Source organism: Blastococcus sp. SYSU DS1024 (assembly GCF_054050795.1).
Window position 1 is genome coordinate 24,487 of record NZ_JBJHAA010000013.1, and the last position, 19,052, is coordinate 43,538.

At 73.0% G+C, this 19,052-nt stretch carries 18 protein-coding genes; 5 read left to right on the forward strand and 13 right to left on the reverse strand.

Translation table 11 applies throughout. The features are described 5' to 3' along the window. Positions 1-922 precede the first annotated feature (922 nt). The 3 genes from ACI79S_RS13145 to ACI79S_RS13155 all read right to left on the reverse strand — a co-directional run bounded on the left by ACI79S_RS13145 (position 923) and on the right by ACI79S_RS13155 (position 3,523). The gene (locus ACI79S_RS13145; RefSeq protein ID WP_456593885.1) at positions 923-2,284 is read right to left on the reverse strand and encodes an SIR2 family protein; all 1,362 of its coding nucleotides are present in this window, start codon (positions 2,282-2,284) and stop codon (positions 923-925) included. Between the two features lie 141 nt (positions 2,285-2,425). Next, a complete protein-coding gene (locus ACI79S_RS13150) occupies positions 2,426-3,370 on the reverse strand; it encodes a DUF222 domain-containing protein (protein WP_456593967.1) in 945 nt (314 codons plus the stop codon). 9 nt (positions 3,371-3,379) lie between these two features. After that, positions 3,380-3,523, reverse strand: coding sequence for a hypothetical protein (locus ACI79S_RS13155; protein WP_456593886.1), 144 nt, complete (start codon positions 3,521-3,523; stop codon positions 3,380-3,382). Between the two features lie 165 nt (positions 3,524-3,688). Between ACI79S_RS13155 and deoC the strand changes: the two genes are divergently transcribed. From deoC to ACI79S_RS13175, 4 genes are all read left to right on the forward strand, one after another. Continuing rightward, the gene (deoC, locus tag ACI79S_RS13160; RefSeq protein ID WP_456593887.1) at positions 3,689-4,684 is read left to right on the forward strand and encodes a deoxyribose-phosphate aldolase; all 996 of its coding nucleotides are present in this window, start codon (positions 3,689-3,691) and stop codon (positions 4,682-4,684) included. A 5-nt stretch (positions 4,685-4,689) separates the two neighbouring features. Next, entirely contained in the window at positions 4,690-6,135 is a 1,446-nt protein-coding gene (locus ACI79S_RS13165) for an aldehyde dehydrogenase family protein (RefSeq protein ID WP_456593888.1), read from the forward strand. Then, positions 6,132-7,004 carry an aldehyde dehydrogenase family protein gene (locus tag ACI79S_RS13170; protein ID WP_456593889.1) on the forward strand — a complete coding sequence of 291 codons (873 nt, stop codon included), beginning with the start codon at positions 6,132-6,134 and terminating at the stop codon, positions 7,002-7,004. Before ACI79S_RS13165 ends, ACI79S_RS13170 begins: the two co-directional genes overlap by 4 nt. 67 nt (positions 7,005-7,071) lie before the next feature. Further along, positions 7,072-8,436 (forward strand): hypothetical protein, encoded by a 1,365-nt coding sequence (locus ACI79S_RS13175; RefSeq protein WP_456593890.1) that lies wholly within the window; start codon positions 7,072-7,074, stop codon positions 8,434-8,436. A 104-nt stretch (positions 8,437-8,540) separates the two neighbouring features. Here ACI79S_RS13175 and ACI79S_RS13180 read toward each other — a convergent pair whose 3' ends face one another. The 4 genes from ACI79S_RS13180 to ACI79S_RS13195 all read right to left on the reverse strand — a co-directional run bounded on the left by ACI79S_RS13180 (position 8,541) and on the right by ACI79S_RS13195 (position 12,314). Beyond that, a complete protein-coding gene (locus ACI79S_RS13180) occupies positions 8,541-10,034 on the reverse strand; it encodes a DEAD/DEAH box helicase (RefSeq protein WP_456593891.1) in 1,494 nt (497 codons plus the stop codon). Positions 10,035-10,298: 264 nt separating this feature from the next. Then, entirely contained in the window at positions 10,299-10,994 is a 696-nt protein-coding gene (locus ACI79S_RS13185; protein ID WP_456593892.1) for an MgtC/SapB family protein, read from the reverse strand. Between the two features lie 4 nt (positions 10,995-10,998). Then, positions 10,999-12,072 carry an adenosine deaminase gene (locus tag ACI79S_RS13190; RefSeq protein ID WP_456593893.1) on the reverse strand — a complete coding sequence of 358 codons (1,074 nt, stop codon included), beginning with the start codon at positions 12,070-12,072 and terminating at the stop codon, positions 10,999-11,001. A 71-nt stretch (positions 12,073-12,143) separates the two neighbouring features. Further along, positions 12,144-12,314 carry a hypothetical protein gene (locus tag ACI79S_RS13195; protein WP_456593894.1) on the reverse strand — a complete coding sequence of 57 codons (171 nt, stop codon included), beginning with the start codon at positions 12,312-12,314 and terminating at the stop codon, positions 12,144-12,146. Between the two features lie 380 nt (positions 12,315-12,694). On the opposite strand from ACI79S_RS13195, the gene ACI79S_RS13200 reads away from it, so the two are divergent. Then, a complete protein-coding gene (locus tag ACI79S_RS13200; RefSeq protein ID WP_456593895.1) occupies positions 12,695-13,066 on the forward strand; it encodes a hypothetical protein in 372 nt (123 codons plus the stop codon). A gap of 17 nt (positions 13,067-13,083) precedes the next feature. Here the strand turns inward: ACI79S_RS13200 and ACI79S_RS13205 are convergent, their stop codons facing one another. From ACI79S_RS13205 to ACI79S_RS13230, 6 genes are read right to left on the reverse strand one after another with little or no spacing between them, the layout of a single operon-like run. Continuing rightward, complete coding sequence (locus ACI79S_RS13205) at positions 13,084-13,905, reverse strand: ABC transporter permease (protein WP_456593896.1); 822 nt, start codon at positions 13,903-13,905, stop codon at positions 13,084-13,086. Beyond that, complete coding sequence (locus tag ACI79S_RS13210; protein ID WP_456593897.1) at positions 13,902-14,801, reverse strand: ABC transporter ATP-binding protein; 900 nt, start codon at positions 14,799-14,801, stop codon at positions 13,902-13,904. The genes ACI79S_RS13205 and ACI79S_RS13210 overlap by 4 nt, the downstream gene beginning before the upstream one ends. Before the next feature lie 16 nt (positions 14,802-14,817). After that, a complete protein-coding gene (locus ACI79S_RS13215) occupies positions 14,818-16,104 on the reverse strand; it encodes a thymidine phosphorylase (RefSeq protein WP_456593898.1) in 1,287 nt (428 codons plus the stop codon). After that, entirely contained in the window at positions 16,104-16,529 is a 426-nt protein-coding gene (locus tag ACI79S_RS13220; protein ID WP_456593899.1) for a cytidine deaminase, read from the reverse strand. Before ACI79S_RS13220 ends, ACI79S_RS13215 begins: the two co-directional genes overlap by 1 nt. Continuing rightward, the gene (locus ACI79S_RS13225) at positions 16,529-17,815 is read right to left on the reverse strand and encodes an ABC transporter permease (protein WP_456593900.1); all 1,287 of its coding nucleotides are present in this window, start codon (positions 17,813-17,815) and stop codon (positions 16,529-16,531) included. The genes ACI79S_RS13220 and ACI79S_RS13225 overlap by 1 nt, the downstream gene beginning before the upstream one ends. Then, entirely contained in the window at positions 17,812-19,032 is a 1,221-nt protein-coding gene (locus tag ACI79S_RS13230; protein WP_456593901.1) for an ABC transporter permease, read from the reverse strand. The genes ACI79S_RS13225 and ACI79S_RS13230 overlap by 4 nt, the downstream gene beginning before the upstream one ends. Positions 19,033-19,052 lie beyond the last annotated feature (20 nt).

A 19,052-nucleotide genomic window follows, 5' to 3' on the forward strand; every position in this document is an offset into this window, starting at 1 on the left:
TGCGCGGGGGTCAGCTTGGCCACGTCGACCCCGCCGGGGACGTGGCAGAACAGTTGCGGTGCACGACGCGCTCCGAGGCATCGATCCAGTAAGGGATCGACCCCGGCGCCTACGCCCTCGGCTCAGTTACTGCTCCGGCATCAGCAGCCTGCCGCCCACCGACTCGATTGGATCGAAGCCACGGAGGATTGGGGTCCTACCCACCGCCGGGCCCGAGTGGGTGACCCGGCGGCGCTTCCGTGCTGCCCGCACCATAGCGGGGTTACCCGAAGCGCTTGGTCGCCCCCTGACGGGACATCCCCAGCGCGAGGCCGACGTCCTCCCACGTAGCGCCGTGCGCACGGGCCCTGTCGACTGACTTTCTGAGGTCTCGCTCCGCCCTTGTCACGACCAGCTGCGCCCGCATGACGTCGTCGAGCAGGTACGGCACGCGTCCGCGCGCGCGAGTGGCCGTGCGCACGACACCGCGCGACGACCTCGCCGCGCCCTCCGACCCCTCCTCGTCCGGCCCCTCTTCGCCCAGGTCAGAGCCGTAGTCGGGCTCGTCGAGAGCATCGTCTGCGGGCTCCAACGGGGTATGCAACGGCGGGCGCGCTTCGCGCGCCGCCGGTTGCGTCGGACGCCGCGTCGGTGGCTTCGGCTTACGTCGCGCTGACTTGCGCATACACGACGATAGCGCAACTACAGTTGCGTGAGCGGGGTAGCTATTCGCAGGCTTTACCAAGGGCGCCTCCGGCGCCTACCCCGTCCCCGACTTAGGCAGGCGGCCGTCAAGGGCGCTCCGCGCCGCTACGCGGGACCTCCGGCCCCCTTGACCGCCACCCCCAGGCGGCGGCCAGCGAAGTGGGACGACCGCAACAGGCAGCTGCGGATCCGGGGGAAGAACGCCCCCGGACCCCCACCGCCGAGCGGTCGCGCGGGCCTAAAGGCTGGAGCCCTCGGGGAAGTCCGGGAGGAACGGGGCGTGCGTCAGCACCATCCCCTCGGCCAGGCCAGCCGAAAGCTCTTTGGCCTTGGCCCGCGCCCTGGGTGCCCGGCGCCGGCTTTGCACGAGGGCTTCACGAAACTCTTGCTCCGTGCGCATGGCCGAGTCCGCACCGAAGACGAAATACAGAGGGACCGTGCCGGCCAAGTCGTCGTCCTCGTCGCCCAGCATGAGGGTTAGCCCGTTGCAGTACCCATCGATGTAAGCGGCATCCGCAAATCGTCCCGCGTCAAATGCTCTCTCGTAGGCCGCCTCGTACTGTTGAGCCTGCCAGGTCACCCGATGCAGGTCCGAGTATTCCCCCGAGCCGCGGCGCATGGTGATGCGGAAGCAGGCATCCCTGAAACCGTCGTGATACGCCCAGCAGAAGATGACAGCCGGAAACTCCTTATGTGACACCGATTTCGCAACTCGATTTGCTTCATCGAGAGCATCCGCCACGCGCTCGATATCGTCGTAACGCTCGTCCGCAATGAAGCAGTGACCGAGCATCGCCCGCTTCAAGCGCCGCAAGAATTCGACGCCGCTGGTCCGGAGGAGCGTGAGCCCGAGGTCTGCCGCACCGGGACTATCGAACGGAGACACGGCGTACGCCCGTGGCGCGTAGTCCTTCATATCCTTCCGAAGCGCCTCATAGAGGCGTCGGAAGTTCCAATCCGAGAGCGAGTACCCGACGAAGACGACGGTCTTGGTGGCTAAGAGTTGTCGGAGAAGACCGCCCATTACGTTCCCGCCGAGCGCCTCCAGATTGCGAGTGTAGTCCGTCTCCGTTGCAACCAGGCTCGACAGATTCGTGATTGTCCCGTGGACCTTAAGCACCCGTCGCCCAGGCATGTTGTAGAGCGCGACATCCTCACCTGTTACGAACGGCGTAGCAAGGCACACTTCTTCGAAGTATGTGTCCCAATTGGTGGTGACGACGTCGCGGATATACGGCATCGTCGCCAGCTCATGATGGAAGTCGCGCGCCTTTATCCGCAGGCTAGGAAAGGAATCGATGTAATCGAACTTCGTCTTGATCATGCGCACGAGTTCTTGTCGGCTGAAGCGATCCTGGAAAGCTTGCATTGTTTCCGGGAACGAATCCGGCTTCTCGATACCGAGTCGATGAGCGGCAAGTTCGAGCACCGTGCTCGGGAACACCAGCGACACCTCGGTGCTGATGCCCGCCCCGGCGAAGACGACGAGGTTCCTATTATGGGCCGCTTCAACAATCTCGGCAGGCAGATCGAAGTCAAGGTCCAGAGCGCAGTGGATGCATTCGTTGCCATCGACATCGTGGTGCTCGTGCTCAGGCAAGTACGCCTCCGCGAAAGTTGCACTCGGCCTTACGGGCCATCCCGAGCGAGTGTACTGGCGAAGGGTGGTGTCACCGTCGGAAGAGGACGGACGACAAGCGCCCTCATCAGACGCACGCTGGGGAGTACTGCAGGGGATGGTCTAGCGATTGGCCATGTTGTCCAGGTCGGTCCCGCCACCGAACAGCCAGTGCCGCATGTGGTGGGCGTGCAGCCGTTCGATCCGCGTCTCGGTGCACCCCGGCCGGGCGCAGCCCCCGTCCCGGCGCAGCAGCGCACGCCGCTGCGCGCGGGTGGCCAGCCGGCGCTTCCGCCCCACGCCGAGGACCTCCCGCCCGCACTCCAGCATGGTCACGACGGTCGCCGCGCAGAGCATCCGCCGGACCTCGGTCGCGTGCAGCGCCGGGCCGCCCTCGAGGTAGGCCTGCCCGGCGGCCGCGTCGTCGGCGAGGACGGCGGCGTCGACGTGCACCACGACCTCGCGCCGGGGTGGGTCACCCCGCCGCCGGTCCGCGTGGTGGGCGGCTCCGGCGAGCCGGGCGACCGCCGTGCATCGCCGAGCCGCGGTCCGCTCCCGGGCGTACGCGATCTCCTCCCGCTCCACGTCCTCGTCCCGCGCCGGGCCTTCGGCCGCGCCCGCCTCCCGCTCCGCACCCGCCCGCTCCGCCGCTGCCCGCTTCGCCGCGGCGCGGTCCCGACGGGCTTCGCGCTCGGCCAGCGAGTCGACCGCCGCGAGGAAGTCCGCGCCCTCCTCGGGCGCCAGGCGCATCCGCACGACGAGCATGCCGTCGTCGTCCCACCAGTGCTGGAACTGCCGCTTCAGCGCGATGGTCTGCTCGTCGACGCGGTCCGCCCGCCGCCACGATCGGACCAGGCGTTCGACCTGCGAGGCCGTGGCCTCGAGCGCCGTCTCCAGGAGCTCCCGCTCGGAGTCGGGCTCCGCGATGCGGGTCAACGCCCGGACCTTGGAGTAGGACAACCGCCCCCCGGCGAAGGCGGCGGAGATCAGCGGCAGCGCGTCGAGAGCGCGGGCGACCCGGACGTGCTCCCGAGCCGTGCCCGGGGCCATGCCGCACTGCCAGGCCAGCCAGTGGGCTCACGACAGGATGCCGACCGCGTGCCAGCCCTCCCGCCGGTCGAACTCGGCCACGAGCCGCAGCCATGCGGCGGTGGCGGCGGCCAGCCGCACCGCGCCGGACGTGAGCTCGCGTGCCAGCTCCGGCAAGGACTTCTCCACCACGACGCCTCCTTCGAACGTGTGATCGAAGCGTAAGGGCGGGGGGTGACATCTCCGGCCTGGCACGCACGTTCCCGCGGGAACGCCACGAGCGCGGATTCCGACCGGACCGCCCCTGCGGGTGAGCGCGTTCGGGAACCGGTCCCCCGGCAGGGGAGAATGGCCGGCATGACCCACGTGCTCGACCCCGACGCGCTGCCCGGGGCGACCCCCGCGGTGCACGCGCCGTCGCCGCCGTACGACGACGTGACCCGCTCGGACTCGGCCTTCCGCGCCTTCCTGCACGGCCTGCCCGGCGTCGACCAGGTGGGCGCCGAGGCGCGCGTCGCGCAGCTGGGCACCCGGTCGATCAAGACCACCTCGAAGGCGTGGGCGATCGACACCGCCATCTCGATGGTCGACCTGACCACGCTCGAGGGCGCCGACACGCCCGGCAAGGTGCGGAGCCTGGCCGCCAAGGCCAAGCAGCCCGACCCGTCCGACCCGACGACGCCGCAGGTCGCCGCCGTCTGCGTCTACGGCGACCTCGCCGGCGTCGCGCGGGAGGCGCTGGCCGGCACCGGGATCCACGTGGCCGCCGTCGCCACCGCCTTCCCCAGCGGCCGCGCGAGCCGTGCGGTGAAGCTGGCCGACGTCCGGGACGCCGTGGGCAACGGCGCGGACGAGATCGACATGGTCATCGACCGCGGCGCGTTCCTGGCCGGCCGCTACCTCGACGTCTACGAGGAGATCGTGGCGGTGAAGGAAGCCTGCGGGGAGGCCCACCTCAAGGTCATCCTCGAGACCGGCGAGCTCATGACGCTGGACAACGTCCGCCGCGCCAGCTGGATCGCCATGCTCGCCGGCGGCGACTTCATCAAGACCTCCACCGGCAAGGTGAGCCCTGCCGCCACGCTGCCGGTCGCCCTGGTGATGCTGGAAGCGGTCCGCGACTTCCGCATCGCCACCGGCCGGCAGGTCGGCTTCAAGCCCGCCGGCGGCATCCGGACGACGAAGGACGCGATCAAGCACCTCGTGCTGATCAACGAGACGGTCGGCCCCGACTGGCTGGACCCCGACTGGTTCCGCTTCGGCGCCTCCAGCCTGCTCAACGACCTCCTCCTGCAGCGGCAGAAGCTGCGCACCGGCCACTACTCCGGCCCCGACTACGTCACGGTGGACTGACAGCGATGACCAGCGTTTTCGAGTACGCCCCCGCTCCCGAGTCGCGGTCCATCGTCGACATCGCGCCGTCCTACGGGCTCTTCGTCGACGGCGAGTTCGTCGACGGCTCCGGTGAGCCGATGAAGACGGTGAACCCGGCCACCGAGGAGGTGCTCACCGAGGTCGCCACCGGCACCGCCGCCGACGTCGACCGCGCGGTGCGCGCGGCCCGGAAGGCGTTCGAGAAGACCTGGGGGCCCATGCGCCCCGCCGACCGCGGCAAGTACCTGTTCCGCATCGCGCGGCTGCTGCAGGAGCGCGCCCGCGAGTTCGCCGTCCTCGAGTCGCTGGACAACGGCAAGCCGATCCGGGAGTCCCGCGACGTCGACGTCCCGCTGGCCGCTGCGCACTTCTTCTACCACGCCGGCTGGGCCGACAAGCTGGACTGGGCGGGCCTCGGGCCGGGACCCAAGCCGCTGGGCGTGGCCGGCCAGGTCATCCCGTGGAACTTCCCGCTGCTCATGCTCGCGTGGAAGGTCGCCCCCGCGCTGGCCACCGGCAACACCGTCGTCCTCAAGCCGGCCGAGACCACCCCGCTGACCGCCCTGCTCTTCGCGGAGGTCTGCCGCCAGGCCGACCTGCCGCCGGGCGTGGTGAACATCGTGACCGGCGCCGGTGACACCGGCCGCGCGGTCGTCGAGCACGACGACGTCGACAAGGTGGCGTTCACCGGCTCCACCGACGTCGGCCGCTCCATCGCCCGCGCGGTGGCCGGCACCCGGAAGAAGCTGACCCTGGAGCTCGGCGGCAAGGCGGCCAACATCGTCTTCGACGACGCCCCGATCGACCAGGCCGTCGAGGGCATCGTGCAGGGCATCTTCTTCAACCAGGGCCACGTCTGCTGCGCGGGCAGCCGGCTGCTGGTGCAGGAGTCGATCCACGACGAGGTCATCGCCTCGCTGCAGCGCCGCATCGGCACCCTGCGCGTCGGCGACCCGCTGGACAAGAACACCGACATCGGGGCGATCAACAGCGCCGAGCAACTCGCCCGCATCCGCGAGCTCTCCGACATCGGCGAGGCCGAGGGCGCGCAGCGCTGGCAGCCGGCCTGCGACCTGCCCGACCGCGGCTACTGGTTCCCCCCGACGGTCTTCACCGACGTCTCCCCCGCCCACCGGATCGCCCGCGACGAGGTCTTCGGCCCGGTGCTGTCGGTGCTCACCTTCCGCACGCCCGACGAGGCGGTCGCCAAGGCGAACAACACCACCTACGGCCTCTCGGCCGGCATCTGGAGCGAGAAGGGCTCGCGGATCCTGAAGATCGCGAACCAGCTCCGCGCCGGCGTGGTGTGGGCCAACACGTTCAACAAGTTCGACCCGACGTCGCCCTTCGGCGGCTACAAGCAGTCCGGCTACGGGCGCGAGGGCGGCCGGCACGGTCTGGCCGCGTACCTGAAGGGTGCAGACCAGTGATCGGGAACGACCGGCTCGCCGTCCGCAAGACCTACAAGCTGTACGTGAACGGCGCCTTCCCGCGCTCGGAGTCCGGCCGCACGTACGAGGTCACCGACGCACGCGGCCACTTCCTCGCCAACGTCGCGTGGGCGAGCCGCAAGGACGCCCGTGACGCCGTCGTCGCCGCCCGCGGCGCCTTCGCGAAGTGGTCGGGCGCGACCGCCTACAACCGCGGCCAGGTGCTCTACCGGGTGGCGGAGGTGATGGAGGGCCGGCACGTCCAGTTCTGCGAGGAGGTCGGCGCGGCCGAGGGCCTGTCGGCGTCCAAGGCGCGGGCCGCCGTCGACGCCGCCATCGACCGCTGGGTCTGGTACGCCGGCTGGACCGACAAGCTGGCCGCCGTCCTCGGCGGTGCGAACCCCGTCGCCGGGCCGTACTTCGACTTCAGCCTGCCCGAGCCCACCGGTGTGGTCGCCGTCCTGGCCCCGCAGCAGTCGAGCCTGCTCGGCCTGGTCAGCGTGCTCGCCCCGGTGCTCGCGACCGGCAGCACCGCCGTCGTCGTCACCTCGAAGGAGCGGCCGATCCCGGCCGTCACCCTGGGCGAGGTGCTGGCCACCAGCGACGTGCCCGGTGGGGTGGTCAACCTGCTCACCGGCGACGCCGGGGAGCTGGGCCCGTGGCTGGCCGAGCACGCCGACGTCGACGCCATCGACCTCACCGGCGCCCCGGCCGGCCGGGCGATGGAGCTCGAGCGCGAGGCCGCCGGCACCATCAAGCGCGTCGTCCGCCCGCCGGCCACCGAGCCGGACTGGACCGCCGATCCCGGGCTGTCCCGCATGACCCCGTTCCTCGAGACCAAGACGGTGTGGCACCCGATGGGGGTCTGAGGCAGGGCGTCGCCGCCACCGCGCGGCCCGGAGGTGCAACCCCGGGCCGACAGGGCAGGATGGTGCGGTGGCCAGGCCCAGCATCGTCCCCATCGCACTGACCCTCGACGACCGCACCGGATACACCTTGTGGGCTCCGCCGTGGGAGGAGGACGGCGAGGAGTGGCAGGCGTTCCTCGGCACGACCGAGGGTGACGGCCCGGGCGGGCGGGCCACGGTGCACCTGTTCCCCTCGCCGGAGAAGCTCGCCGCCTTCTGCCGCAGGCGCACCGACCACGACCTCGCGGACCACCCGGTGTGGCCGGTCGTCGCCGGGCTGGGCGCCCCGGACCTGACCCCGGACGAGGACCACCGGTACGACCTCGACGGGGTGTACGACGTCGCCGCCGAGAACCCCGACCGCTGGGCGGTGGAGGAGCTCGCCGCGACCGTCGACATCGTCAGCCGGCTGGCCGAGTGCCTGGACACCACCGACGAGGACGACGACGAGGAGCAGTTCGAGGCCGTCGCCGAGTTCGCCGCCAAGCCGGAGATCGGCTCCCTCGGGCTCGGCGTCGAGGCGTTCGCGGGGCGCTCCGGCGAGGATGCGTGGATCGGCGTCGGCACGGTCTTCGACGAGCTGTGGGAGGACGTCGTCGAGGAGCTCTCCGATCACTTCGACTGGACCGGCGGGGGCACCGCCACGGTGGAGGAGTACCCCTCGGCCGCCGAGTCCGCGGACGGGCCCGGCGCCCTCGTCGACGAGGACCTGCCCGAGCAGGCGGAGATGGCCTCGGGCGAGCCCGCCGGTGCGACCGCCACCTCGGTGGCCGGCCGGCCGGGGGTGAGCACCATCGCGCGCGGGAGCCGGGTCACCGCCTCCCCCGCCGCGGTCGCCGCCGCCGCCGAGTTCTGGGAGGCGGTCGGCATCCTCCCGGTCGAGATCGTCGTCCCCGAGGGCGCCGGGGTGACCCTCCGCTGCTACGTCGAGGACGTCGCCCGCTTCCTCGGCCGCGACGGGGAGGTCTTCGTCTTCGACACCCCGGCCGACCTGGCGCGCTTCTGCGCCGGCAACGAGCAGCACGACCTCGTCGAGATCGCCACGTGGCCCGAGGTCGCCGACACCGACACGCTGCCGCTGCCGGCCGACCAGGACCGCTACGACCTCACCGAGCTCTCGGAGGTGCTGGCCGAGGTCGCCGACGGCGCCGCCGGTCTGGCCCCCCACCGGGCGTTCGTGCAGCCCGCGGAAGGGGTGCGCGACCTCGCCGAGTACGCCGGGCTCACCCGGGTCGACGAGCTGCTCGCCCCCACCTCCCCGCTGGGCCGGGCGGTGGCCCGGGCCGACCGGCAGCCCGACGAGCCCCTGGACGCGGCCGAGGCCGCGCGGCTGCGCCCTGCCTGGGACGAGGTCGTCACCGCCGTGAGCGGCGCCCTGGTCTTCCGCGACTGAGACGACGGCGGCCCGCCCCGGGAAACCGGGACGGGCCGCCGTCGTCGGCCCCGTCCGGAGGCTCACCACGAGCGTGCGAGTGGTGAGGGGGACGGGGTCCTTTCTCAGCCCTGGCGCGGGGGACGACCCGAGCGCTCGCCGCCGAACCGGCGGTCGCCACCGGAGCGGTTCCGGTCGCCGTACGAGCGACGGGGGCCACCACGGGAACCGCCGGGGCGGTCACCCTCGCGGCGCGGACGGCCGCCGGGGCCACCGCCACCGCGGCGCATGTCGCGCTGGGTGCGCTCCTTGGGCTCCACGGGGACGCCGGAGGCGACCAGCTCGAGGATCGGCCGGTCACCGGGCCGGGTGCGGTCCAGGGGCGGGTCCACCTTCGCCGTGCGGAACCGGCGCTTGGCCTGCCCCACCTGGTCCGGGAGGAGCAGCGAGACGACCACACCGGCGGCGCCGGCGCGGGCCGTCCGGCCCGAGCGGTGCAGGTAGGTCTTGGCGTCCGTCGGCGGGTCGTAGTGCAGGACCAGCGAGACGTCGTCGACGTGGATGCCGCGCGCGGCGACGTCCGTGGCCACCAGGACCGGCGACCGGGCGTCGGTGAACTCCTCCAGCGCACGCTTGCGCGCCGACTGCGGCAGCCCGCCGTGGATGGCCTCGGCCTTGATCCCGGCGGCCTTCAGGTTCTCCGCCAGCCGGTCCACGCCCAGCTGGGTGCGGGCGAAGATGATCGTGCGGCCGGGGCGAGCGGCCAGCTCCGTGGCCACCTGCAGCTTGTCGCGGAAGGCGAGGGTGAAGGCCAGGTGCTCGGCCGGCGGGGCGTCGTCGCCGGCCCGCTTGACCTCGTGGCGGGCCGGGTCCTTGAGGTAGCGGCGGACCAGGGAGTCGACCTCGCCGTCCAGCGTGGCCGAGAACAGCAGGCGCTGGGCGTTGCGATCGGTCTGGTCGAGCAGCTCCTTGACGACCGGGAGGAAGCCCAGGTCGGCCATGAAGTCGGCCTCGTCCAGCACGGTGATGACGACGTCGGCGAGGGTGCACTCGCCCTGGCTGATCAGGTCCTGCAGCCGGCCGGGGGTGGCGATGACGACGTCGACGCCGCGGCGCAGCTGCTGGATCTGGCGGTACATGGGCGCGCCGCCGTAGACGGTGGCCAGCTGCACGCCGGTCGCCTGGCCGAGGGGGGCCAGGTTGTCGTGCACCTGCTGGGCGAGCTCGCGGGTGGGCACGAGGACCAGCCCGCGCGGGGCCCGGCGGCCGTTCTTGACCTCGGCGCCGATGCGGGCCAGCAGCGGCAGCCCGAAGGCCAGCGTCTTGCCCGAGCCGGTGGCCGCCTTGCCCAGCACGTCGCGCCCGGCGAGGGCGTCGGGCAGGGCGGAGGTCTGGATGGCGAAGGGGCGGTGGATGCCGCGCCGCTCGAGCGCGGTCACCAGCTGCTGGGGCAGGCCCAGCTGGCCGAAGGTGGGGCCGGCCGGCGCCTCGGCGACGGTGTCCGCCGCGGTGACCTCGACCGTGTTCCCGGTGGTGTTCTCGATGGTGTTCTCAGTGGTGTTCTCGACAGCGTTCCCGGTCGTGGACGACTCGAACGCGGCAGGGTGGACCAAAGTCATGCGGGGTGGGGCTCCGATACTGCTCGGAGCGCGTCCCGTGAAAGAGGAGGAGCACCGTGACGTACCGGCGTCCTCACTTGGCGATCGTCTGCGCCCAGGGATGGAACGCGGGATCTGCACGGATGCGCTCGTGCCCGGACAAACCGTCCGGGAGGATGACCGGCCTTGTGCCGGTGCACTTACCGTAGCAGCGGAGATCACGACGCGATTCCCGCGGACGGACGTGACGCCCCCCACCCGCGGCCGGCCCGTGCGCGCCGGCGGTCAGTCGCGGTCCTCGTCCTGGTGCCCGGCCGACACCGCCAGCACCCCCTCGAGATCGGCCAGCCGGGCGGCCAGCGGGGTGACCGGCCCGGTCCCCTCCATCGTCAGCCGCACCGTGGCCTGGGGGCCGGCGCCGCCCCGCTGCTCGGCCTCGACCGCCGTGTCGAGGTGGCGCACCGTGAAGCCCTGCTGCGTGCACTCGGCCAGGGCCCGGCGCAGCACGCCCTGGCCGTCCCGGTAGGTCAGCACCAGGGAGTAGGAGTGCGCCGCCCGCCCCGAGAGGCGACGGGCCAGCGGGGTGAAGGCGTAGGCCACCAGGAGGTGGCCGGCGGTCGCGACGACGGCGTACAGCCACAGCCCCGCGCCGGCGGCCATGCCGACGGCCGCGGTCAGCCAGACGACGGCCGCGGTGGTGAGCCCGCGCACGGCGTCGCGCCGGACGAAGATCAGACCACCGCCGATGAACCCCAGGCCGGAGACCACCTGCGCGGCGATCCGGGAGTCGCCGAACTCGGCCCGGCTGATCACCATGAACAGCGCCGCGGCGAACCCGACGATGGTCAGCGTCCGCAGCCCGGCCGCCTTCTGCCGCAGCTCCCGCTCGAACCCGATCAGCGCCGAGAGGAGGAAGGCCACCCCCAGGTCGCCCAACCGGTCCCAGGACTGCCCGGTCGCCTCGGCGAGCAGGACGTCCACGACGTCAGCCCCGCAGCGCGGCGTAGCCCGGGCGGACCACGTCGTCGAGCAGCCGCTGCCGCTCCCCCGCGGGCAGGAAGGCGCCGGCCAGCGCGCGCTCGGTCACCGTCTGCACGTCGCCCCAGGTCCAGCCGAACGTCGTCGCCACCCCCGCGATCTCGCTGGTGACCGAGACCCCGCTCATCAGCCGGTTGTCGGTGTTGAGCGTGACGGCGAAGCCGAGCCGGTGCAGCCGGTCCACGGGGTGCTCGGCCAGCGAGGGGTAGGCGCCGGTCTGCACGTTCGACGACGGCGCCACCTCCAGCGCCACCTGCGCGTCCCGCACCCGCTGGGCCACGGGGCCGAGGGCGCCGTCCCCGGCGACCTCGTCGGCGATCCGCACGCCGTGGCCGAGCCGTTCGGCCCCGGCACCGTCCAGCGCGGCCACGATGCTGGCGATGCCGGCGGCCTCACCCGCGTGCACCGTCCGGTGCGCCCCCGCGCGGTCCAGCAGGGCGATGGCGGCGGGGATGCGGTCCGGCGGGAACCCGTCCTCGGGGCCGGCGAGGTCGAAGCCGACGACGCCGGCGTCGCGGTAGCGGACGACGAGGTCGGCGACCTCCTCCCAGCGGTCGTTCTGCCGCATCCCGCACAGCAGCGTGCCGACCCGGATCGGCGTGCCCGCCGCGGCGGCCTCCCGGCTGCCCTGCGCGTACCCGTCGAGCATGGCCTCGACGGCCGCCTCCATCGGCATCCCCGCGGTGAGCAGCTCGGGCGCCATGCGGACCTCGGCGTACACCACGCCGTCCGCGGCGAGGTCCAGCGCGCACTCCCGGGCCACCCGCGCCACGGCGTCCGGCGTCTGCATCACGGCGACGGTGTGCGCGAAGGTCTCCAGGTACTGCACGAGGGAGCCGGAGTCCGCCGCCTCGCGGAACCACCGGCTGAGCGTCTCGGCGTCCGACGCCGGGAGGTCGCGGTAGCCGAGCTCGTCGGCCAGGTCGAGCACCGTCTGCGGCCGCAGCCCGCCGTCGAGGTGGTCGTGCAGCAGGACCTTGGGAGCGCGGCGGATCGAGTCGGGGGTGAGCGCGAGGGGCACCCGGCGACGCTACCGAAGGCGTCGGTGCGCCCAGCGCGTGGTGTCCGTGGCGATGGATCTGCTGCTGGAGATCATTCCGTGGCATCGTGCCTCCCGATCACGACGGACTCCGAGGGTGACGGGACGGGCGAGTGGACCACCTTGAGCAGGTCCGTGACGTGGACCAGGCCCGGATGCCGGTGGTCACCGAGGCCGAGATGGCCGCGCACCTCCGCGACCACGGAGCCCACGTCGTCGAGCACAGGGGCAGGTTCTGGACGCGGGCGATGCCCGGCTTCTACCGGCCCGTCCACCTGCTCGCCCGGTTCTCCGCCGCCGAGATCAGCCGACCGGCACGGGCCTGCTGGGGGTTCCAGGCCTGCCTCTCCGACCGCGATGCCGCGGGCGCCGACTCCTGGATCCCCACGCACCTGGTCTCCGACCTCGGGACGATGGACGAGGGACGGCTGTCGAAGAGCCGGCGCCGCAGCCTGCGCAAGGCCCGTGAGCAGGTCCGGTTCGTCGAGCTGACCGGCCCCCACCTGCTGCGCGAGCAGGGGTACGAGGTGCTGAGGTCGGCGCACGAGCGCACCGGTGCGGGCCGGCTGCCGACGAGGAGCGCTACCTGGCCGACCTCGGCCGCATGGGTTCGGCGGCCCACTGCATCGTGCTCGCGGGACTGGTCGACGGGCGCCTGGGCGGGTACACCTCCGGCCACGCCGTGGACGGGACCGCCTACGCGCGCGACATGGTCATCGCCGGCTGGGCACTGCCGACGAGCATCAGCGCCGGCCTGATGCACGAGTTCTTCGCCGCCTGCCGCAGGGCCGGCACCGTGCACGAGGTCGTCGACGGTCTGCACGCCCGGGAGGACGAGGGCCTCTGCCGCTACAGGGAGATGCTGGGCATCCCCGTCCAGCGGGTCCCCGCGCGACTGGCGATGCCGCCCGGCGTGGGAGCGGTCATCCGCCGCCGCAACCCGCACAAGTACTACCGGCTCACCGGTCGGGACTGATCGGTGCGCCGGCGGGGTCAGCCGGCGCCGCGGTCCTGCCAGCGGAAGGTGCGGACGCAGAGCAGCAGGCCGAGCACGCACCAGACGGCGAGCACGACGGCGACGGTGCCGAGCTCCCAGGAGCCCGCCGGCTCCCGGGCGGCGAGCGAGTCGGGCAGGAACACCGAGCGCAGGCCCTGGGCCAGCCACTTCACCGGGAAGACCGCGGCGACGTCCTGCAGCCAGCCGGGCACCTGGTCGAACGGCATGAAGACGCCGGAGACGAACTCGAGCACCAGCGCGATCGGGGTGACCGTCGCCGAGGCCGACCGCGCGTTGCGGGCCAGGGAGGACACCGCGATGCCGAGCAGCGTGCAGGCCGCCGCGCCCAGGACGGTCACCCAGGTGAAGGTCAGCCAGTCCGCCCCGGTGGGCAGGTCGATGCCGAACACGAGCACGCCGACGACCAGCAGCGCGACGATCGTCGCGATGGTCACGGCGACGACCTGCGCGACCTTGCCGACGAAGTAGGCGGTCTTCGGCATGGGGCTGCCGGCCAGCGCCTTGAGCGTGCCGTCGGAGCGCTCGCCGGCGATGTGGATCGCCATGTTCTGCAGGCTCGCGCCGACGATCCCCGCGGCGATCACGCCCGCCATGAAGTACTGCGGGAAGTCCACGCCGGAGCCGAGGTCGTAGTCCAGCACCGCGCCGAGCCCCAGCAGCAGGATGACCGGGAACAGCAGCGTGAAGACCACCGACTCGCGCTGGCGGAAGAACTCCTTGAGCTCGACCCCCGCCCGGGTGCGGGAGACCCGGGCGACCGAGGGCAGCGCGGCGCGCCCTGGGGCGGTGGTGGTCACGAGCGGTCCCCGATCATCTTCAGGTACACGTCCTCGAGCGTCGGCCGGCTGACGGCGAGGTCGGGCACCTCGCCGGGGAAGCGCGCGGCGAGCTCGGAGACGAAGGCGGTGGGCGTGGTGGTTTCGGCGGTGCGCCGGGCGCCGGCCTCGGTCCAGCTGACGACGGCCGGCGCGGTGCCGCGGCCGCCGAGCGCGGTGGGGACGGCGACCTCGGCCAGCTGCCCGTGGGCGATGACGCCGACCCGGTCGGCCAGCTCCTCGGCCTCGTCGAGGTAGTGGGTGGTCAGCAGCATGGTGGTGCCCAGCTCGCGCAGCGACCGGATCAGCGCCCAGAACTGGCGGCGGGCCTCGGGGTCGAACCCGGTGGTGGGCTCGTCCAGGAACAGCAGCCGGGGCCGGCCCACGATGCCCAGCGCGACGTCCAGCCGGCGCCGCTGCCCACCCGAGAGCGTGCGGCCGCGGGCGTCCGCCTTCTCCGTGAGGCCGACGAGCTCGAGCACCTCGTCGGGGTCGCGGGGATCCGCGTAGTAGGACGCCTGCGCCGACAGCAGCTCGCGGACCGAGAGCTGGCTGTCCCCCGCACCGGACTGGAGCACGATGCCGAGCTCGGCCTTCCAGCGGCGCCCACCCCGCGCCGGGTCGACCCCGAGCACGCGGACCTCACCACCGTCGCGACCGCGGTAGCCCTCGCAGATCTCGACGGTCGTGGTCTTCCCCGCGCCGTTGGGACCCAGCAGGGCGAAGATCTCCCCGCGGTGGATGTCGAGGTCCAGGCCGTCGACGGCCGCGCGGTCGCCGTACCGCTTGACCAGGCCGCGGATGGAGATCGCGGCGTCGGGGTCGAGCGGGGAGGTGAGCTGCTGCGGGGGCGCCGCGGTCACCGTCGTTCGGGTCACGAGAGACCAGTGTCCCCTACGACCCTGCGGTGATGCGGTCGAGGACCAGCGGGAGCGGCTGGTCGCCGGTGTCGACGCCGATGGCTCCCTCGAGCGCCTCGAGCGCCCGCGGGATGCGCGCCGCGTCGTCGGTGTGCAGCTCCAGCAGCGGCCGGCCGGCGGTCACCCGCTCCCCCACGCCCGCCGTCCAGGTGATCCCCGCGGCGGCCGACACCGGGTCCTCCTTGCGGGCCCGGCCGGCGCCCAGCCGCCAGGCGGCGACGCCGAGCGCGTAGGCGTCCAGGCGGGTCAGCGTGCCGGTGGCCGGCGCGGTCACCACGTGCGTCTCGGCCGGGCGCGGCAGCGGGGCGTCGGGGTCGCCGCCCTGCGCGGCGATCATCCGCCGCCAGACGTCCATGGCCCGCCCGTCGGCCAGCGCGTCGGCGGGGTCGACGTCGTCGCGCCCGGCACCGGCGAGCATCTCCCGGGCGAGGGCGAGGGTCAGCTCCACGACGTCGGCCGGGCCGCCACCGGCGAGCACCTCCACCGACTCCGCGACCTCCACGGCGTTGCCCGCGGCGCGGCCCAGCGGCCGGTCCATCGCGGTCACCAGGGCGACGGTGCGCACCCCGGCCGCCTCGCCCAGCCCGACCATGGTGCGGGCCAGCTCGCGCGAGGCGGCGGGGTCCTTCATGAACGCGCCGGAGCCCGTCTTGACGTCGAGGACCAGCGCGTCGGCGCCCTCGGCGATCTTCTTGCTCATGATCGAGCTGGCGATCAGCGGGATCGACTCGACGGTGCCCGTGACGTCGCGCAGCGCGTACAGCAGCTTGTCAGCCGGCGCGAGGTCGTGGCCGGCCGCGCAGATGACCGCGCCCACGTCGCGGAGCTGGGCCAGGTACGCCTCCTCGTGCACGTCGGCGCGCCAGCCGGGGATCGCCTCGAGCTTGTCCAGCGTGCCGCCGGTGTGGCCGAGGCCTCGGCCGGAGAGCTGCGGCACGGCGACCCCGCAGGCGGCCACGAGCGGCGCCAGCGGGAGGGTGATCTTGTCGCCGACCCCGCCGGTCGAGTGCTTGTCGGCGGTGGAGCGGCCCAGCGAGGAGAGGTCCTTGCGCTCGCCGGAGTCGATCATCGCCTGGGTCCAGACGGCGAGCTCGTCGGCGGTCATCCCGCGGAAGAAGACCGCCATGAGCAGCGCGCTCATCTGCTCGTCGGGGACCTCGCCTGCGGTGTAGGCACCGATCACCCAGCGGATCTGCTCCGCGGTGAGCGGCACGCCGTCCCGCTTGGCGCGGATGACGTCGATCGCGTCGTGGCCGGCCATCAGCCCTGCCCCCGCTCCGCGGCGGCCGTGAGGTCGTCCGGGCCGAACGCGTCGGGCAGCACCTCGCGCATCGGCACGATGCCCAGCGACACCGTCTCGATCAGCATGTCGGCGCCGCCGTGCTCCCACAGCAGCTGCCGGCAGCGGCCGCACGGCATGAGCGGCTGACCGTCCCCGCCGACGCAGGCCACGGCGACCAGCCGGCCGCCCCCGGTGCGGGCCAGGTCGCTGACCATGCCGCACTCGGCGCACAGCCCGAGCCCGTACGAGGCGTTCTCCACGTTGCACCCGGTGACCACGCGGCCGTCGTCCACGAGCCCGGCGACGCCCACCGGGAACCTCGAGTAGGGGGCGTAGGCGTGGGTCATCGCCACACGGGCCGCGGCTCGCAGCGCGGCCCAGTCCGGCTCGGGCAGGTCGGGCACTAGTGGTCCCCTCGTCGGTACACGAGACCGTCGGCCTTGGGCATCCGCAGCCGTTGGGAGGCCAGCGAGAGCACCAGCAGCGTGGTCAGGTGCGGGGTGAAGAAGACGATGCCGTCGGGCAGTTCGTCGATGGTGAGGAAGCCGACCAGCGAGAGGGCGGCGACGACGCCGGAGAGGCCGGCCGGCACCCACCGGCGGCGCAGCGCCTGGTACACGGCCACGCCGACCAGCAGCAGGGCCACCAGGAGCAGCAGCGCGACGACCGCCGTCCGGCTGCGCAGCTGCAGGGCGTCGGAGAAACCGAACAGCCCGGCGCCGGCGGCCAGGCCACCCGGCCGCCAGTTGCCGAAGATCAGCGCGGCCAGGCCGATGAAGCCGCGGCCACCGGTCTGCCCCTCGCGGTAGATGCCGGCCACGAACACGAGGAAGACGCCGCCGAGCCCGGCCAGCGCGCCGGAGATGATCACCGCGATGTACTTCATCCGGTAGACCGGGACGCCGAGCGAGTCCGCCGCCGCCGGGTTCTCGCCGCACGACCGCAGCCGCAGCCCGAACGCCGTCCGCCAGAGGATCACGTAGGAGATCGGGATGAGCAGGACCGCCAGGAGGGTGACCACACCGAGCCCGCTGGTCAGCCCGCGGAGCACCCCGGCGAGGTCGCTCAGCAGGAACCAGCCGGTGTCCTCCAGGCCGCCCAGCAGATCGGGCCCGGAGGAGAGCACCGGGACCGAGAAGCTCGGCGGGTCCCCGCCGACGGAGGGCGACTGCGTCGGACCGCCCCCGGTGCCCTCGACGTAGACCAGCTCCGACAGGAAGCGGACGACACCGGCGGCGAGGATGTTGATCGCCACCCCGGAGATGACGTGGTCGACGCCGAAGGTCACCGTCGCGACGGCGTGCAGCAGGCCGCCGATGGCGCCGAGCACGGTGCCGCCGATGATCGCGCCGACCCAGCCCCACTGCCAGCCGGCCCAGCCGGCGCCCCAGGTGCCGAGGATCAGCATGCCCTCGAGGCCGATGTTGACCACGCCGGCGCGCTCCGAGTAGAGGCCACCCAGCGCGGCGAGCCCGATCGGCACGGCGAGCAGCAGCGCCGCCCGCATCGTCGAGGACGAGGTCAGCGCCTCCTCGCCGGAGATCGCCCGGGTGACGGAGAAGACGAACAGCAGGCCGACGACCAGCCACAGGATCCGTCGGCCGCGGCCACCGCCGGTGAGCCGGTCGGTGAGCGGGCCACGGCTGGGCCGCGTGGCGGTGCTGCCGCCGGCCGGGGTCGTGGCGGTCATGCGCGCGCCTCCTCGGAAGAGCCCGGAACTCCGGTGCGGACCCGGTGCCCGCCGTCCGGACCGGTGCCGGGGCCGGAACCACCGGGGCCCGCACCGCCACCCGGGTCCGGCGGCGCGCCGGTCGCCTCGGCGGCGGAGCGCTCGGCGGAGCGCAGCGCCAGCCGGCGGGCGACCTCGTTGGCGATCACGACGGCGAGCACGATCGTCCCCTGGATGATCGTCACCACCGACGCGGGGATGTCGGCGAACTGCAGCGGCAGCGCCGCCCGGTCGAGGAACGCGAACAGCAGCGCCGCCAGGGCGATGCCGAGGACGTTGTTCCGCCCGAGCAGGGCCACGGCGATGCCCAGGAAGCCCAGACCGGCGGTGAACTCGGTGCCGAAGGCGCGCGTGTCGCCGAGCAGGTCGGGCAACCCGATGAGCCCCGCGACGGCGCCGGAGAGCAGCATCGTCGTGACGACCATGCGGCGGGCGTCGACACCGCTGGCGGTGGCGGCGGACGCGGAGATGCCGGTGGCCCGCAGGTCGAAGCCGAACCGGGTGCGCTGGATGAGCACCGCGATCACGATCCCCACCACGACGGCCACGATCAGGAAGCCGAACAGCTCCGTGCGCGGCTCGGCCAGCCCGAAGGCGCCGAGCAGCCCGTTGAGCCCCGGGAACCACGCCGACTCCGGCAGCGGCGTCGTGGTGATGATCGACGCGCCCTCCGGGCTGCCCCGGAACGGGCCGGTGAGCAGGAAGGACGCCAGCCCGAGCGCGATGAAGTTCAGCATGATCGAGCTGATGACCTCGCTGACGCCGCGGGTCACCTTGAGCACGCCCACGATGCCGGCCCAGCAGGCGCCGACCACCATGGCGACGACGATGACCAGCAGGACGTGCAGCGGGCCGGGCAGCGCCACGGCCGCACCGGCGGCGGCGGCGACGACGGTGGCCAGCCGGTACTGGCCCTCGACGCCGATGTTGAACAGCCCCATGCGGAAGGCGATGGAGACGGCGAGCCCGGCCAGGAACAGCGGGACGGCGCGGTTGAGGATCACCACGATCGACTGGACCTGCTGGGACGGCGCGTCGCCGAGGTCGACCATGACCTGCAGCGCCCGCAGCGGGTTCTCCCCGATGAGGGCGATGACGAGGGCGGAGATCACCAGCGCCACGAGGACGGCGAGCACCGGGCCCAGGAGGGTCAGGCCGGTGCGGCGCAGGCGGTTCATGAGGTCTCCTCGCTGGAGCT

Excerpts from the sequence above, each read along its gene's own strand:
- ACI79S_RS13230 (WP_456593901.1), bottom strand. The coding sequence starts at position 19,032 with ATGAACCGCCTGCGCCGCACCGGCCTGACCCTCCTGGGCCCGGTGCTC.
- ACI79S_RS13165 (WP_456593888.1), top strand. The coding sequence starts at position 4,690 with ATGACCAGCGTTTTCGAGTACGCCCCCGCTCCCGAGTCGCGGTCCATC.
- ACI79S_RS13200 (WP_456593895.1), top strand. The coding sequence starts at position 12,695 with ATGGGTTCGGCGGCCCACTGCATCGTGCTCGCGGGACTGGTCGACGGG.
- ACI79S_RS13180 (WP_456593891.1), bottom strand. The coding sequence starts at position 10,034 with ATGACTTTGGTCCACCCTGCCGCGTTCGAGTCGTCCACGACCGGGAAC.
- deoC (WP_456593887.1), top strand. The coding sequence starts at position 3,689 with ATGACCCACGTGCTCGACCCCGACGCGCTGCCCGGGGCGACCCCCGCG.
- ACI79S_RS13215 (WP_456593898.1), bottom strand. The coding sequence starts at position 16,104 with ATGGCCGGCCACGACGCGATCGACGTCATCCGCGCCAAGCGGGACGGC.
- ACI79S_RS13225 (WP_456593900.1), bottom strand. The coding sequence starts at position 17,815 with ATGACCGCCACGACCCCGGCCGGCGGCAGCACCGCCACGCGGCCCAGC.